Raw genomic sequence first — 14,647 nt, 5'->3', positions numbered from 1 at the left:
CCCGGACACCCTCATCCGCACCCACATCCCGACCGGCCCGCCGAGGGGGATGATTCCCTACTCGTTCGCGGTGGGAACCGGCCGCTCCGGCCCGTCCAGCCACGCCCTCTCCCCCTCCGGCGTTACTGTCAGCCCAAAGCGCTCAAACCCCGGTCGGCCCTGGTCCACCCACCAGCCATACGCCGCCTCGACTTCGTCCCACAACCGCCGCGGCCCGGCCTGCACCACCTCGAACTCACTGCGGTCTGGTTCGCAGTCCGCCGTCGCCCAGGACACGACGGCCGTATCCCGCAGCCACAAGGTGTAAGAACCGTCCCGGTAGGACTCCATCCAGGGAAAGGCCTCCGGCACCTGCAGTCCGATGGCGAACATCACCGGCCAGTCGCCCACCGCATCCGGGGAGAGGCCGGTCAGAGACTTCACACCGTCCGCCGGCCAGGGCTCGCCCCGGAGGTATTCGCGGACATGCGGACGCTTCGTACGCTGCGACCGCAGCCGCATGAACGCCGAGGACCCCGCGAACCGGCCCGAAGCCGTGCCATCGTCAGCAACCGTCAGCCGGGCAATGGCTTCCCCGCCGTACGTCGGCCCCCACGGCGCCACGATCACGCCGCCCGGCTTGGTCTGCTCCAGCCAGGCCGACGGGATGCGGCCCGTCGAGCAGGTAGCAATCACGCGGTCGTAGCGAGCGCGTGGGGCGTAGCCCTGGGTGCCGTCGGCGACCACCGTGGTCGGGTGGAAGCCGGCCTTCTGGAGTCGCATGCTCGCCGCCTGGGCGCTGGGCTCGTCCACCTCAACCGTGACGACGTTGTTCGAGCCCAGCCGGTGGCTGAGCAGCGCCGCGTTCCAGCCGGTGCCGGTGCCGATCTCCAACACCGTGTGACCGTCGTCGATGCTCAGCGCGTCCAGCATGGCGAAGACCATGCTGGGCATGGAGTTGGAGCTGGAGGGAATCTTGCCCCTGCCAGGGCCGGTGTAGGCGCCGTCGTCCCACTGGGTGGTAATCGGGGCATCGCGGTAGACCGCTTCGCACCAGAGGTCCGGCTCTTCCGAGCGAATAACTCGGTCGCGAGGTCGGTTCATGCCGGCCTGGCCGGGCCAGATGACGTCCGGCACGAACAAGTGCCGCGGCACCGCCCCGAAGGCGGGCAGCCACTCCCCAGGTAAGGCGCCCTTGGCCAGGAGCGCGGAGGCCAGCCGCCGGAGACCGGCCTCCGCCTTCTCGTGCGTGGTCATTCAGCGTCCGTCCGCCGGGCCCTGGCCATCGTTGGTGTTGCCGCCCTCGTCTGAGCCACCACCACCGTGCTTGTTCCCGCTGTCGCTGTCGTCCTGCGGGTTGCCGCCGTCCGCCATCGTGCGCCACCACTGCATGGGTGTCCTCCTTGCGTCGTCGAGTTCGGTCGGTCAGTGGGCAGGCCGCCGGAGCCGATCCGACAGCGGTCCGGCCGACCGCGGTCCGGGAGCGTCGTCGGACTGCGGACCGAACCGCCCCGCTTTCCTTCGCCTCCGTGATCGACGCTAGGGATCGCCCGGCTGGCCGTTCAAGGAGTTTGCGCATGTTTGCGGGTCAAGTTGACCTGACCACAAGAGAGTTACACGCTGACCCGAGTCCGCAAACTTCCGCAACGACGCCGACAGGAGGGCGATCATGCAATTAACGTTTCTCGGCAAGGAGTCCAACCCCACGGAGTCACCCACGCTGTACGCCTCGGACCGTGACACCTACGTCGTGCAGGGCTGGAAGGTCACCAATCCGGAGATCACCGACAAGCTCGACGTTCCGAGCGGCCAGACCGTCGTGGAGGTGCCGGCCGCCCTGTTCGCACACCTCGCGAAGGACGGTGTGACCGGTACGGTGAGCACTTGGACGCACCCCATCGTGCACGTCACGGGTGGCGGCACCTGCATCGTGCAGGGCACACGCGTCGGCGATCGTGAGGCCCTGGGGCAGATGCGCATCCCCGATCACGAGGATTGCGTCGAGGTCAGCAAGGCTGCAGTCAAGGCGCTCTTGGAGGAAGCCGCCGATGAGCCTGATCACGGCTGAAGAGCGAGACAAACTGTTCTCGACCTTCAAGCAGGAAGCGTTCCACCTGGAACTGCAGGACGAGTATCACGTCTCCATCGAGGACGGCCCGTACGCCAAGTGGCTCAGCGGCGAACCTGACGACTTCGCCTGGTTCCGCCCCTGGCTGGAGCAGGTGCACGCGCTCGCCACCACCGGCAAGACCATACGCCGGGTCCGGGTGGTGAGCGAGCCGGTCACCGACTACATCCGGTGGGAGCTGGCACTCACCCCCATGAACCACGAGGCCGGCGAGGATATCCGCTGGCTGCCCCGCCGCCGGCTGCCGGACGGCTTCCGGTTTCCGGCTGAGGGCCATGACTGGTGGCTGTTCGACGAGGACACGCTGGCCGTGACCCACTTCCGGGCTGACGGACGGTTCGACGGTGCCGAGCTGATCACCGATCCGGCTGTCGTCGGCGAAGCGGTGCAGGTGCGCGACCGACTGTGGTCGCTGGCCCTCCCTTACGCCGACTACCGGCCCTGATTCCGCCGTGTCTCACCAGGCTCAACAAGCCCGCGAGTCGTTCGGCACCCGGCTGCGAGAACTCCGCAGGGACGGCGGGCTCACCGGCCGGGCGCTTGCCACGGCGGCGGGCTGGCATCTGTCCAAGGTGTCTCGGATCGAGCACGGCAAACAGAACATCAGCGAAGGTGACCTGCGCGTCTGGTGCCGCATCGTCGGTGCCGAGGAGCAGTTGCCCGACCTCGTCGCCACCGTGCGCAACATCGAAGCCATGTGGGTGGAGTGGCGGCGTATGTTCACGGCTGGCGCCCGGCAACCGCAGAAACGCTCCCTCTCTCTGTACCAGCGAACGACGACGTTTCGCATCTACCACCCGACCGTGGTCTGGGGAACGCTTCAGACCGCCGACTACGCTGCCGCCGCCTTCCGGCAGGTCATCAACTTCCTGCAGATTCCGGACGACACCGAGGACGCCGTGGCCCTGCGGATGCAACGGCAGCAGTTCCTCTACAAGGGCGATCGGCGCTTCAGCGTCATCCTCGGCGAACAAGCCCTCAGCACCAACTTCGGCGGTGCCGACGTCATGCGCGGTCAGCTCGACCGCCTCCTGGCCGTTATGACCCTGCCGCGCCTGAGCCTGGGGATCATCCCGCGCACCGCAGAACAACTGATCTGGCCCGGCAACCCGTTCAGTCTCTTCGACGACCGTCTGGTCGTGGTCGAGACCTACTCCGCCGAGCTGACCGTCACCCAACCCCGCGAACTCACTTTGTACGAGCGGGCCTTCTCACTGTTGCAGCAGTCGGCGGTCTACGGGGCGGAGGCCCGGGCGTTGATCACAGCGGCGTTGCGAGAGTGGGAACGGGAGGAGTGAGCCTTCGCTCAGTCGGCGCTTTCGGGCCATCTGTCGTGCTCTTGTAGGAGAGAGCGATACATCGCAAACTTCTTGGGATCGGTGTGCACCGAATACGACCAGTGCGAGTCTCCACATGTGACGTGTATGTGCTTGGTGGTTGGATCGAACCACACGCCGTGCTCGATATACACCGTGCGTGTTCCCGTACTCAAGCGGGTCTTGGGGGCCACTGGGATCCTCCCGTGGGTAGGCGTCGGCACACGAGGTGTCGATTCGGGCGTGGCCAGTCTGGTACAGCAGTGAGGGCGAGCCCAGATGCCGTACGGCCCTACTCCCGAACCGCCAGCCGCGGTGCACCAACGGCGTAGCGTCACTTCGCCGCATCGATCCGAGCTGGAGAACACGGCTTCTGACGAGCAGCCCTGTTCTGAGATTCAGGCGGTGATCACAAGCCTCGGTTCTCGTTGTTCGATATCGCCTGCTGCCGCCACTTGTCCGCCATGCCGAGTAGGCGCTGTACCTCCGGTTCGGGGTGCGAGAACGTCTCAGTCAATCGAGCGGCTGAGGGGCGACCGGAAGGGGTTCGCTGTAAAGCCAGGTGAAGGTGCGATCCGGTTCGAGGCGGGCCTGTCCCCAGTGGATCGCGTGAATCCCCTCTTCGGCGTTCGACGTGAAGAACACGCATACGAGCCGCGTCGCGGCTCCCAACTCCTCGAATACCTCGTGCAGTTGCTCGTACTCCTCCGTCGTCAGATCGTCATCGAGAGGGAACAGTCCTTCCCGTGGTGGCGGACCGTGGCCCCAGAACACCCGACGACGGGTGGGGGAAGTCTGGGACGGGAATCGTGCACGCTCAAGCGGCTTCGGACGATCCGAGTATCTGAAGGGGAAGAGGGCGTGATCATTGATCACCGCGTAGTCGTACCCGCGCAGGTCGCGTACGTCCTCACCCAGCTCCCGTGCGGCTTCCGCCAGATTTTCACGTACGAGCTGCGCCAAGGTCACTCCATACGGGCTGCGCCTCTTCAGCCCGGCCGTGAGGTGCACGGCGTGAGCCCGGGCGTGGGCCCGGGCCAGTTGCTCGGGTACCGCCGCAGCGAGTCGGCCCGCCTTCGCACCAAACCTCTCCACCGCCCAGTCCGAGGTCATGCGGTAGTTCCCTCCCTCAATGGCGCGTCACTTACGGTGTGACACGCATGCGAAGCGCACACAAGGGGGCGATGGGGGTCGCACGGGGGCAGACAGGGCACAGTGAGGCCCCGCCGGTGATGGCTGAGGCCTCAGGCGAAGGTGATGACCGAGCGGTTGGGCGGGCTGGACTTGGCCATCGCCTCCAGGGCGGCGCTCGCGCCCTCCAGGCCGATCGGGGTGTGGTCCGGCACGATGCCGTGGGCCGCGGAGAAGGCGAGGGTGTCGCGGGCGTCGTGGGGGGAGCCCGAGGGGTTGAGCATGACGCGGAGGCGGTTCAGGACCATCGGGGCCGGGGGGAGTACCAGCGGGGTCTCGTCGTAGCCGCACAGGACGAGGGTGCCGTCGGGGGCGAGGCCCGTCAGCGCCGCGGTGGCCGCGGCGGTGGAGGGGGCGGCGTTGAGGATCAGGTCCGCGCCGCCGTCCCAGGCCCGTAGCGCCTCGGCCGGGTCGGTGTCGCCGGTGGCGACGTAACGTTCGGCGCCCAGTTCGCGGGCCGCCGCCTCGCCGCGGCGCGAACGGCCCACGGCGGCGACGCGGGCGCCCATGGCGACGGCGTAGCGGATGGCCAGCGCCCCCACGCCGCCGGTGCCGATCACCGCGACGCGGGAGGACGCGGTGATCCCGCCCCGGCGCAGGCTGTTGAACGCCGTCAGCCCCGCGCACATCAGCGGCGCCGCCGCCACCGGGTCGAGCCCGTCGGGCAGCGGCGTGACGAAGTCGGCCTTGAGGACGGCGTACTCGGTGTAGCCGCCGTCCATGACGATGCCCGTGATCCGCTTGCCGGGGCAGAGGATCTGCTCGCCGCGTACGCACTGGTCGCAGCGCCGGCAGGAGTCGCCGAGGAACTGCGCGCCGACCGCCGTGCCGACCGCGGGCCAGGAGACGCCCGGGCCGAGGGCGGCGACCTCGCCGGTGATCTCGTGCCCGGGGACGACCGGGAAGCGGGCCAGCGGCCAGCGGCCCTGGAGCAGGTCCAGGTCGGTGTGGCAGACGCCGCACGCGATGATCCTGACGAGCACCTCGCCCGGTCCGGGCTCGGGCACCTCGCGTTCGGTGAGGGTCAGCGGCGCGTCGGCCGCGGTGGCTACAGCCGTGAGCATGAAGGCCTCGATCCTTCGCCGTGTGGGGACGAATCTAGTCCCGCGCTCCCCGTATCCGGGTGATGACCGGCCGTGAGTGACCGCGCTTCGCCGCGGTGCCGAGCGTGGATCGGGTTCACGTGGTGCGGGCGCCGTCGCGGGCAGGTCGCACCCCTACAGCGGCAGCCCCCGGTCGAACACCACCATCGTCCGCCCCGCTCCGTCGTAGTCCTCCGCCACCCGCGCCGTGAATCCCAGCCTCCGGTGGAACGCCTGCGAGCCCGTGTTCGCCACCGACGTGATCGCCTTCAGCCGTTCCGCCCCCTGCCGGGTCGCCGCCGCCGCGAACGCCTCGTACAGCGCCCGGCCCAGGCCCGTGCCGCGGGTGTCGTCACGGGTGGCGATCAGGTGGACGTATCCCGTACGGGACGGGGTGACGAAGCCGAAGACGTAGCCGCGGATGCCGTCGGCCGCGCGGGCGACCAGGCAGGTGTCGCCGAACTCCTGGACCATCGCCAGCAGGTGCAGCGCGCGGAGGTCGCGTTCGCCCCAGTAGCGGGGGTGGTCGGCGAGCACCCGGTGGAAGTCGTCCGCGTCCGCCGGCCCGATGCGCGTGCCCTCGATGGTCATGCCGTCGCTCCCTCGTCGCCGCTACGGCGTCCTGTCCGCCAGCGCCTCGGTGATCTGGTGGGTCGTGGCGCGGGCCACGTGCGGGTTCGTCGCCGCGTACGCCGTGTACGCGCTGAGCCCCGTCGTCAGCGCCCAGCCCCGCCCCCGCGCCCACGCCGCGTCGTCCGCGCCCAGCGCCTCGCGGAACGCGGCGCGGGGGCCCGGGTCCAGCAGGGTCCAGGCGATGACCAGGTCGCAGACCGGGTCGCCGACGCCCAGGCCGCCGAAGTCGAGGACGGCGCTCAACTGGCCGGCCCTGGTGAGGATGTTGCCGTTGTGCATGTCGCCGTGGAACCACACCGGCGGCCCGTCCGGGTCACCCGCCTCGACGGCCGCCTCCCACACCGCCGTCAGCGCGCAGGCGTCGAACGCGCCGGCCGCGCCCACCGCCGCGATCGCCGCCCGCGTCGTACGGTCGCGGTCCCGCAGCGGCACCGCGGGCGAGAGCAGCGCGTACGACGCGTCGGAGGGCGGCAGCGGCAGACTCCGCAACGCGCCGAGGAACGCGGCCAGGTCGGCCGCCGCCTCCGCCGCGTCCGCCAGGCCGCCGGGGGCCGCCGTCCGGCCGTCGAGCCACCGCGACACCGACCAGTGCCACGGGTAGCCGAACGCGGGCTCGCCCACCTCCAGCGGCGCCGGCACCGCCAGCGGCAGGTGCGGGGCGAGGCGGGGCAGCCACAGGTGTTCCTTCTGGGCCTGGCCCGCCGCCCAGTCGCCGCGCGGGAGGCGTACGGTCATGGCCTCGCCGAGCCGGAAGATCACGTGGTCCGAGCCGCCGGGGCGGAGGGGGCGGAGCGGCAGGTGCGCCCACCGCGGGAACTGCGATGCCAGCAGGCGCCGGGCCAGCGCCTCGTCGACGGCGGGGGTGACGGGTGGAGTGCCGGCGGTGCCGGCCGCGGGGGCGCCGGCGGTGGTCTCGGACGGCAAACGACTCTCCTCCCGTCCTGCGGTCCGCCTCATCCCATCCCCCGGACGCCCGCGCTGTCGAACGGTTTTCCGCCGCGCCCGCCCGGCGCCCGGCCGCCGTCAGACTGGCGGCATGCCTTTCCCTGACGAACCGCAGATGGCGGCCGTGCTGGCGTACCGGCCCGCGTGGCCGCGGGACTTCGCGCGGCTGGCCGGTGAACTACGGGCCGCCCTCGGCCCGTACGCGCACGCCGTCGACCACATCGGGTCCACGTCCGTGCCGGGGCTGCCGGCGAAGGACTGCGTGGACATCCAGATACGGGTGGCCGCGCCGCTCGGCGAGGAGCCTCTCGTCCGGCTGCTCGGCGCGGCCGGCTACCGCCGCCGCCCCGAGCCCTGGAACCGCACCGAGGTCTCCGGCGGGCGGGAGTGCCGCAAGCTGGTGTTCGCGCCGCCGGTCGGCGCGCGGCGGTGCAACGTCCACGTACGCGAGGACGGCGCCCCGAACGCCCGCTTCGCGCTGCTCTTCCGCGACTACCTGCGCGCGGACGGCGCGGCGCGCCGGGCGTGGGGCGAGTTCAAGTCGCGGCTAGCGGACGGGTTTCCGGAGCTGAGGGCGTACGGGCAGGTCAAGGCGCCGGCGACGGAGGTCCTGATGATCGCGGCGGAGCGGTGGGCAGAAGTGACGGGATGGGTTCCGGGGAATACGCGTGACTCGAAAATCGAACACGTGTCAGAATAACTCCCGTGACCCACACCTTCCCCGAAGACCTCGTCCAGACCCAGCGCGACTGGTACGCGGTGTACCGCAGGCTCGCCGAGGAGCCGCGGCACAGCGCCAGCGAAACCGCGGTCCTGCGGCGGCGATTGCTGCGGCTGTCGGTGCGGGTGTCCACGCATCCGTACTGGCAGACGGCGGGCGGCCGGCTGCCGTCCGCCCGGATGGCGCTCAAGGAAGCGGCCTGGGCGCAGGCGCGGGCGGAGGCCGCCCGCAGGGGATGACGGCCGGTGGAGGTACGGAGGAGACGCATGCCGTACGGGCCGGTGTACGGGTCGCGACCGGGCCGGGCCCGAACAGGGGACGGGCCCGGCGCGGGCCGGTCAGGAGGGCAGGCCGGTCCGACGGCCGGTCCGGCGGGCCGGGTGCGGGGAGGTTCCGGCCGGGGCAGTGACGGGTTCCGGCCGAGAGCCGGTCCGGGTCGGGTGAGGGGCGGGGCCGCATGAGGGACGGCCCCGACACCCGGCCCGGACCTCCCCCGCTCTGTAGCGCCGCCCCCCATCCCCCCGTTCCCGGCCCTCCGTTCCCTGCCCCTCGCTCTCCCGTACTCCGCCCCCTCCGCACCGCGACGGCCGGGCACCCCGCCTCGGGGTGCCCGGCCGCTCGCGTCAAGCGGGGTCCGTCAGTCGTCGCCCTCGCGTTCGCCGAGGGTGATGTCCACGGTCTTCTGGTCGCCGCCGCGCTCGTAGGTGATCTCCACCGTGTCGCCCGGCTTGTGCGCCCACAACTGGGCGATCAGCGTCGGCCCGCTGTCGATGATCGTGTCGTCCAGCCTCGTGATCACATCGCCGGGCTGCAGTCCCGCGTCGGCCGCCGGGCCGCCGGGCGTCACCGGGTCGCCGGCCGCGTCGCTGCCCGACTCGCTGACCTTCGCACCCTTGCCCTGGTACGAGTTGTCGACGGAGACGCCGATGATCGCGTAGACCGGCTCGCCGGTGTCGATGAGGTCCTGCGCCACCCGGTCCGCCTGGTTGATGGGGATGGCGAAGCCCAGCCCGATGCTGCCGCCCTGGCCGCCCCCGAACGGACTGCCGCTGTCCGCCGGCCGGATCGCGGAGTTGATACCGACGACGTTGCCGTCGTGGTCCAGCAGCGGGCCGCCGGAGTTGCCGGGGTTGATGGAGGCGTCGGTCTGCAGGGCGTTCATGTACGAGTCCGTCTGGCCGCTCGCGTCGCCGGAGGCCACCGGGCGGTTCTTGGCGCTGACGATGCCGGTGGTGACCGTGCCCGACAGGCCGAACGGGGAGCCGATGGCGATGGTCTGGTCGCCGACGTCGACCTTGTCGGAGTCGCCGAGCGGCAGCGGCGTCAGATTGGCGTCGGAGGCGTCGGTCAGCTTGATGACGGCCACGTCGTAGCCGCTGGCCTGGCCGACGACCTCGGCGTCGTACGTCTTGCCGTTGGAGAACGTCGCCGTCAGCGACCCGCTGCCCTCGGCGCCCGCCACGACGTGGTTGTTGGTGAGGATGTGGCCCTGCTTGTCGTAGACGAAGCCGGTGCCGGTGGCGGCGCCGCCCTCCTCGCCGGTGCCGGTGTCACCGGACGCGCCGCCGGCCTCCAGGGTGACGACGCTGGGCAGCGCGTTGTCGGCGATGGCGGCGACCGAGCCGGGCGGGTTCTCGATCTCCTGCCCGTCCTGCGTGCCCGAGACGGTCGTGGACGTGCCGCTGGAGTCGTCCTCCGCCGCCCAGTACCCGATGCCGCCGCCGATCCCGCCGCCGATCAGTGCGGCGACGAGCGTGGCCGCGACCACCGTGCCCACGCGCCGGCCGCCGTTCCCCGGCGGCCGGGGGCCGGACTCCCAGCCGCTGCCGCCGGGCGGCGGGGCGCTGCCCCAGCCCGGCTGGGTGGGGGGCGGCGAGCCCGCGGGTTCCGCCGGTGTGGCGCCCGCCGGGGAGGTGCCCGCCGGCGGCGGGGGCGGGGGCCACTGCGGGCCGGCGCCGCCGGACGAGCCGGCGGCGCCGCTGGGCCCGGTCTGACCTCCGGCGGGCCCGGTGCGGTCGCCGTCGGAGCCCCTGCCGCCCGCGGCGCCGACCGCGGCGAACTGCTCCGTACGCGCCTCACCGTGCCCCCCGGCACCCGGACCACCGGGGGAGCCGGCAGCGTCCGAACCACCCGGCCCCTCCGGTCCCGCCGGCCAGGCGCCGCCGGCCGCTTGGTGCGAGCGCTCGGGAGACTCGACCGGAGACCTCGCTCCCGCATCCGGCGGCGGGAAGTCCGGCCGCGGAGGCGTCGCGCCGTCGTTCTCGGTGCTCACAGCTCTCTCCTTCGCGTCTCTCACCAGGTGCAGGTTTGCGCCTACCCGCCCCACCAGAGTCCCGCACGGCCTGTCAGCGGACGGTAAACCGGACCTAGTCTTTGGCTGACATCCTTTACTTCGGACATTCCCGGCGCATCCCCTGGGTGGCAGGCGAGGGCCGGGCCGACCGGCGCGCCCGGTGGCAGGATGGGCCGGTGAGCCATGTACCAGCGGATCGGCCGTACGGGCGTACGGAGCCGGGACCGCCCGCCGTCGTCGCGCACCGGGGTGCGTCCGAGGAGGCGCCGGAGCACACGCTCGCCGCGTACCGCACGGCCATCGAAGAGGGCGCCGACGCGCTGGAGTGCGACGTACGGCTCACCGCCGACGGTCATCTCGTCTGCGTCCACGACCGGCGCGTCAACCGTACCTCCGACGGCCGCGGCGCCGTCTCCGCTCTGGAACTCGCCGACCTCGCCGCCCTCGACTTCGGCTCCTGGAAGGCCCGCGAGGCACGCCGCGACGAGGTGGGCCGGCGCCAGCGCGAGACGCCGGAGGAGCCCGACTGGGAACGTACCTCGGTACTCACCCTGGAGCGCCTGCTGGAGCTGGTGACCGACGCCGGGCGCCGGGTGGAGCTGGCCATCGAGACCAAGCACCCCACCCGCTGGGCCGGGCAGGTGGAAGAGAAGCTGGTCGAGCTGCTGCGCCGGTTCGGCCTCGCCGGCCCGCCGGCGCCCGGCGCCCACGGCGGCGGCGGCGCGCTCCGTACAGCCCCCGGCGCCGCCCCCGCCGGCGACGACGGCGACGACGCCGCCTCCCTCGTACGGGTGATGAGCTTCTCCGCCCGCTCCCTGCACCGCGTCCGCGCCGCGGCGCCCGCCGTCCCGACCGTCTTCCTCATGCAGTTCCTCCTCCCCCGCTTCCGCGACGGCCGCCTCCCGCGCGGCGTGGGCATCGCGGGACCGAGCCTGCGCATCGTCCGCGCCAACCCCGGCTATGTCGCCCGACTTCACCGCGCCGGCCACCGCGTCCACGTCTGGACCGTCGACGAGCCCGACGACGTCGCGCTGTGCGCCCGCCTCGGCGTCGAGGCCGTCATCACCAACCGCCCCCGCCAGGTCCGCGCCCAGCTCGACCGCCTCGGCTACGACACACCGCCGACCGGCGATGCATGACTACGCGTAGTACGGCGGCGCGCGCACTGCGTACGGTTACGTAACGAGTGCATCAACGGTGGGCGGTTGGCCGGTTTCCGATCCACCCCGCGGGGGCATTGACTCCCTGTTGCGGGGCGAGGAGATCGCTGGGGGTGGTGATGTTCGTGGTGGCACAGCAGGCGCCGGCTTCGTCCATGGCCGTTCCCCACGGCCCGGACGGAGTAGGGCTCGCGCGCCGCCGGTTGCGCGCCGACCTGCGCGCCCGGGGCGCCGCCGAGGCGACCGTCGACGACGCCGTACTCGTCCTGTCCGAACTGCTCAGCAACGCGTGCAGGCACGCCAGACCGCTGGCCACACCGGCGGCGACCGCGGACGCCGAACTGCTCGTGCCCGTCCGCGCCGACGCCCGGCCCGCCGCCGTCCCCGGCCAGGACCCGGCGCCCGGCGCGGAAGCCGCGCCCGCCGCTGTCCAGCACTCCGAAGACTCGCCCGCCGCCGCGGGCCCCGGTACCGCGGACACGCGCGTACGGGCCGACTGGCACATCGATCCGGACGGCCGCGTCACCGTCGCCGTCACCGACGGTGGCGGACCCACCCGGCCACTTCCCGCCACACCCTCGGTCACCGCCAAGGGCGGCCGCGGCCTGGCCATCATCTCCTCCCTCGCCTCCGACTGGGGCGTGCGCTACGACGCCGGCCCCCTCGGCGAGGTCACGGTCTGGGCGTCCCTGCCCGGCCACTGACCCGGGCCGGACCCGCACCGACCCGCACCGACGCGGGCGGCACCCGCCCCCGAACCCCGGGCGGAAACCGGGCGGCAGGCGGGTCCACGGCCGCGCAGCGGCCCCTGCGACTAGGCTCCGTGCGGTACGTGACACCGTCCGCACGTGACACCGTCCGCGCCCGAACGGAGCATTCCAGCCATGGCGAAGAAGCGCCGCCCCCGTACGAAGGCATCCCAGCCCGCCACCGTGCCCGACGGCGACGTCCCCGTCGTCGGCGCGCGCGAGCCCTGCCCGTGCGGCTCCGGCCGGCGGTACAAGGCATGTCACGGCCGCGCCGCCGCGCAGGCCGTCACCGAGCTGGTCCGCCGGCCCTTCGAAGGGCTGCCCGGCGAGTGCGACTGGGTGGCGCTGCGCGAACTCGTCCCCGCCGGCACCGCCCCCCTCACCCTCACCGCGGGCCTCCCCGACGACGTACCGTCGCTCACCCTCGCCACCGTGCTGCCCATGGCCTGGCCCGCGCTGCGCCGCGACGACGGCGCCGTGCTCCTCGGGCTGCAGAACGACACCTCCTCCGGCGACATCAGCCGCGACCTCGCCGACGTACTGCAGCGCGCGCTGACCACCACCCCCGGCTCCCCCGTCGAACCCGCCGCGCTCACCGGCGCCGGCGACGGCCCGCGGCTCCAGGACCTCCTCGACACCACCGAGGCCCTGCGGCCCGTCGTACACGACGGGTTCGAGTTCTGGCTGGACGACGCGGAGTCGGCCTCCGGCGAGGTCGCCGCGTCGCTGGAACGGGCCAACGCCGCCGCGATCCCCACCGCCCGCCTGGGCGGCGTCGAGGCCGCGTACTGGTGCGAGGCACCCGAGAAGAACCACCTGCGCTGGGTCATGCCCCACCCCGAGGAACAGCTCCTCGACGCCCTCGCCCGGCTGCACGCCGCCGGCGGCTCCGCGCTCGCCGAAGACACCCGCCTCGTCGGGTCCTTCCGCGCGCACGGACTCGTGGTGCCGGTGTGGGACCTCCCGTCGTCCATGACGGCGGAGGACTGCGAGAAGCCCGCCGCCCGGTTCGGCGAGCGGCTGGCGGAGGCGCTGGCCGTCACCGAGCCGCTGACGGGGGCGGAACGCAAGGCCCGCGGCGGCCTCTCCAACCGCCAGGTGACGCTGAGCTGATCACCTGCATACCGTGCGGTATGGCGGGTCCATCATTTGACGGGAATTCCGGCGTTCGAATTTGCGAAACGCCGAAGAGTTGTTACGGTCGCTGTAGCCCGGTCGCTGGTGCATCCCCCGTCGCCAGCGGCCGGGTCATTACATGCCCGGCCCCGGCGACTTTCGCCGCCGAAGGCGCGGGGCCGCGGAACGCAAAGGTCAGGCGGCGCGCGCGGATCGCCTTACGGCATGTCTGCCCGAGGTCCCGGCCGAGGGCCGCGCGCCCGTACGCGGCGCGCGACCCCCGCGCGTCCCTCCGCCGGCGAACCGCCCGTGATGCGGCGGACGATTCGCCGTCACGTCAGCCGGCGAACCAGCCGGCGAACCTTCAGCCGACGAACCTGCTGCCCTCGCCCGGGGCCGCCACCACCGCCGCCACGAGCACGTCGACCACCGACGCCACGGGCGGCAGCCACGGCGCCCCGCCGTCCGGCCGCGGCGCCCGCTCCCAGCGGACCCGCCCCGCGCCCGTCTGCGACGGCGGCAGGGCCAGATAGCCGCCCTCGCCGTGGAAACCGAGCGACGCCGGCACCCAGCCGTGCTCGCCGAGCAGCTCGCCCAGCTCGTCGTAGCCGTAGCTGGCCACCAGCAGCGCCCAGCGCTCCGGCGTGGCCACCACCGGGCCCGTACGCACCCCGAGCCGGTCCAGCCGGGTCAGCGCCCGCGCGGCGGTCACCGCCGGCAGGCTCACCGCGCTCGGCGCGCGGCCACCGGTGGCGAGCAGCACCGGCGCGTCCGGCCGCTGCTCCCACCACCAGCGGACCATGCGCGGGTCCGTGGTCGCGGCGAGCACGCCGGGGTCGTAGGGATGTGCTCCGGGCGCGGCGCACTCCGCATAGGGGCAGGTGCACTCGCGGTCATGCGGCCGGGCCGCCGGTTGCAGGGATCCCTGTGATTCCTGCGAATGCTGCGATTCCTGCGATTCCCGCGTCCGGTCGCGGCGGCCGGGCCGCCGCGGTTCCAGGCCCGCTCCGGGCACGACGGGCCACTGCCACTGCGAAGCGAACGTCAGCGCCGCGTCAGGCAGCGCCCGCTGCCCGTTACGCCTGCGCCGCTTTCCGGGATATTCGCGCATAAGCGCTCATCCTTCCGTGGCACCAGGGTCTGCTGGCCGATCACCTTGCGAGGGTCATACAGTCACTGCGGTCTCGGTGCGGTGTCTGTGCTGCGTCGGTGCGCTTCTCGGTGCGTCGGTGCGTGCGTCGGTCGTGCGATGGCGCGCCACGCGTCGGCGGGGCCCGGGCTCTGTTCTGTAGGACGCAGTGCCGCCTGGGCGGGTTCCTGCCGTTGCCGGCTTG

Annotated in this window: 16 protein-coding genes; 8 read left to right on the top strand and 8 right to left on the bottom strand. The window is 72.6% G+C overall.

Annotated elements, in window-relative coordinates; genetic code table 11:
* Positions 1-57 precede the first annotated feature (57 nt).
* Both O7599_RS20495 and O7599_RS20490 read right to left on the bottom strand, forming a co-directional pair.
* Positions 58-1,236, bottom strand: coding sequence for a methyltransferase domain-containing protein (locus tag O7599_RS20495; RefSeq protein WP_281617058.1), 1,179 nt, complete (start codon positions 1,234-1,236; stop codon positions 58-60).
* Positions 1,237-1,371, bottom strand: a complete 135-nt coding sequence (locus tag O7599_RS20490; protein WP_281617057.1) for a hypothetical protein — start codon at positions 1,369-1,371, stop codon at positions 1,237-1,239.
* Between the two features lie 277 nt (positions 1,372-1,648).
* Between O7599_RS20490 and O7599_RS20485 the strand changes: the two genes are divergently transcribed.
* Genes O7599_RS20485 through O7599_RS20475 form a run of 3 tightly spaced genes read left to right on the top strand, consistent with a single transcriptional unit; the run spans position 1,649 to position 3,405 of the window.
* On the top strand, positions 1,649-2,047 hold the full coding sequence (locus O7599_RS20485) for a hypothetical protein (RefSeq protein WP_281617056.1): 399 nt from the start codon (positions 1,649-1,651) through the stop codon (positions 2,045-2,047).
* Positions 2,028-2,552, top strand: a complete 525-nt coding sequence (locus O7599_RS20480; protein ID WP_281617055.1) for a DUF6879 family protein — start codon at positions 2,028-2,030, stop codon at positions 2,550-2,552. Before O7599_RS20485 ends, O7599_RS20480 begins: the two co-directional genes overlap by 20 nt.
* Before the next feature lie 7 nt (positions 2,553-2,559).
* A complete protein-coding gene (locus tag O7599_RS20475) occupies positions 2,560-3,405 on the top strand; it encodes a helix-turn-helix transcriptional regulator (protein WP_281617054.1) in 846 nt (281 codons plus the stop codon).
* Between the two features lie 531 nt (positions 3,406-3,936).
* On the opposite strand, the gene O7599_RS20470 is transcribed toward O7599_RS20475, so the two are convergent.
* The 4 genes from O7599_RS20470 to O7599_RS20455 all read right to left on the bottom strand — a co-directional run bounded on the left by O7599_RS20470 (position 3,937) and on the right by O7599_RS20455 (position 7,172).
* On the bottom strand, positions 3,937-4,386 hold the full coding sequence (locus tag O7599_RS20470) for a hypothetical protein (protein WP_281617053.1): 450 nt from the start codon (positions 4,384-4,386) through the stop codon (positions 3,937-3,939).
* Positions 4,387-4,667: 281 nt separating this feature from the next.
* A complete protein-coding gene (locus tag O7599_RS20465; RefSeq protein ID WP_281617052.1) occupies positions 4,668-5,678 on the bottom strand; it encodes an alcohol dehydrogenase catalytic domain-containing protein in 1,011 nt (336 codons plus the stop codon).
* A 153-nt stretch (positions 5,679-5,831) separates the two neighbouring features.
* Positions 5,832-6,287, bottom strand: a complete 456-nt coding sequence (locus O7599_RS20460; protein ID WP_281617051.1) for a GNAT family N-acetyltransferase — start codon at positions 6,285-6,287, stop codon at positions 5,832-5,834.
* A gap of 21 nt (positions 6,288-6,308) precedes the next feature.
* Positions 6,309-7,172, bottom strand: coding sequence for an aminoglycoside phosphotransferase family protein (locus O7599_RS20455; protein ID WP_281623454.1), 864 nt, complete (start codon positions 7,170-7,172; stop codon positions 6,309-6,311).
* A gap of 193 nt (positions 7,173-7,365) precedes the next feature.
* On the opposite strand from O7599_RS20455, the gene O7599_RS20450 reads away from it, so the two are divergent.
* Together O7599_RS20450 and O7599_RS20445 are read left to right on the top strand one after the other, a co-directional pair.
* Entirely contained in the window at positions 7,366-7,974 is a 609-nt protein-coding gene (locus O7599_RS20450; protein ID WP_281617050.1) for a GrpB family protein, read from the top strand.
* A gap of 5 nt (positions 7,975-7,979) precedes the next feature.
* Positions 7,980-8,234 (top strand): hypothetical protein, encoded by a 255-nt coding sequence (locus tag O7599_RS20445; RefSeq protein WP_281617049.1) that lies wholly within the window; start codon positions 7,980-7,982, stop codon positions 8,232-8,234.
* Between the two features lie 398 nt (positions 8,235-8,632).
* On the opposite strand, the gene O7599_RS20440 is transcribed toward O7599_RS20445, so the two are convergent.
* On the bottom strand, positions 8,633-10,267 hold the full coding sequence (locus tag O7599_RS20440; RefSeq protein WP_281617048.1) for a trypsin-like peptidase domain-containing protein: 1,635 nt from the start codon (positions 10,265-10,267) through the stop codon (positions 8,633-8,635).
* Between the two features lie 197 nt (positions 10,268-10,464).
* On the opposite strand from O7599_RS20440, the gene O7599_RS20435 reads away from it, so the two are divergent.
* From O7599_RS20435 to O7599_RS20425, 3 genes are all read left to right on the top strand, one after another.
* Complete coding sequence (locus O7599_RS20435; RefSeq protein ID WP_281617047.1) at positions 10,465-11,427, top strand: glycerophosphodiester phosphodiesterase family protein; 963 nt, start codon at positions 10,465-10,467, stop codon at positions 11,425-11,427.
* A gap of 134 nt (positions 11,428-11,561) precedes the next feature.
* The gene (locus O7599_RS20430) at positions 11,562-12,152 is read left to right on the top strand and encodes an ATP-binding protein (protein ID WP_348652554.1); all 591 of its coding nucleotides are present in this window, start codon (positions 11,562-11,564) and stop codon (positions 12,150-12,152) included.
* A 180-nt stretch (positions 12,153-12,332) separates the two neighbouring features.
* The gene (locus tag O7599_RS20425; RefSeq protein WP_281617045.1) at positions 12,333-13,310 is read left to right on the top strand and encodes a DUF5926 family protein; all 978 of its coding nucleotides are present in this window, start codon (positions 12,333-12,335) and stop codon (positions 13,308-13,310) included.
* A 367-nt stretch (positions 13,311-13,677) separates the two neighbouring features.
* Here O7599_RS20425 and O7599_RS20420 read toward each other — a convergent pair whose 3' ends face one another.
* Positions 13,678-14,424, bottom strand: a complete 747-nt coding sequence (locus O7599_RS20420; RefSeq protein ID WP_281617044.1) for a bifunctional DNA primase/polymerase — start codon at positions 14,422-14,424, stop codon at positions 13,678-13,680.
* Positions 14,425-14,647 lie beyond the last annotated feature (223 nt).

Source organism: Streptomyces sp. WMMC500 (assembly GCF_027497195.1).
In the GTDB taxonomy this organism is placed as follows: Bacteria; Actinomycetota; Actinomycetes; order Streptomycetales; family Streptomycetaceae; genus Streptomyces.
Note: the sequence above shows the minus strand (reverse complement) of the source record. Positions and strands in the feature narration are given on the sequence as shown.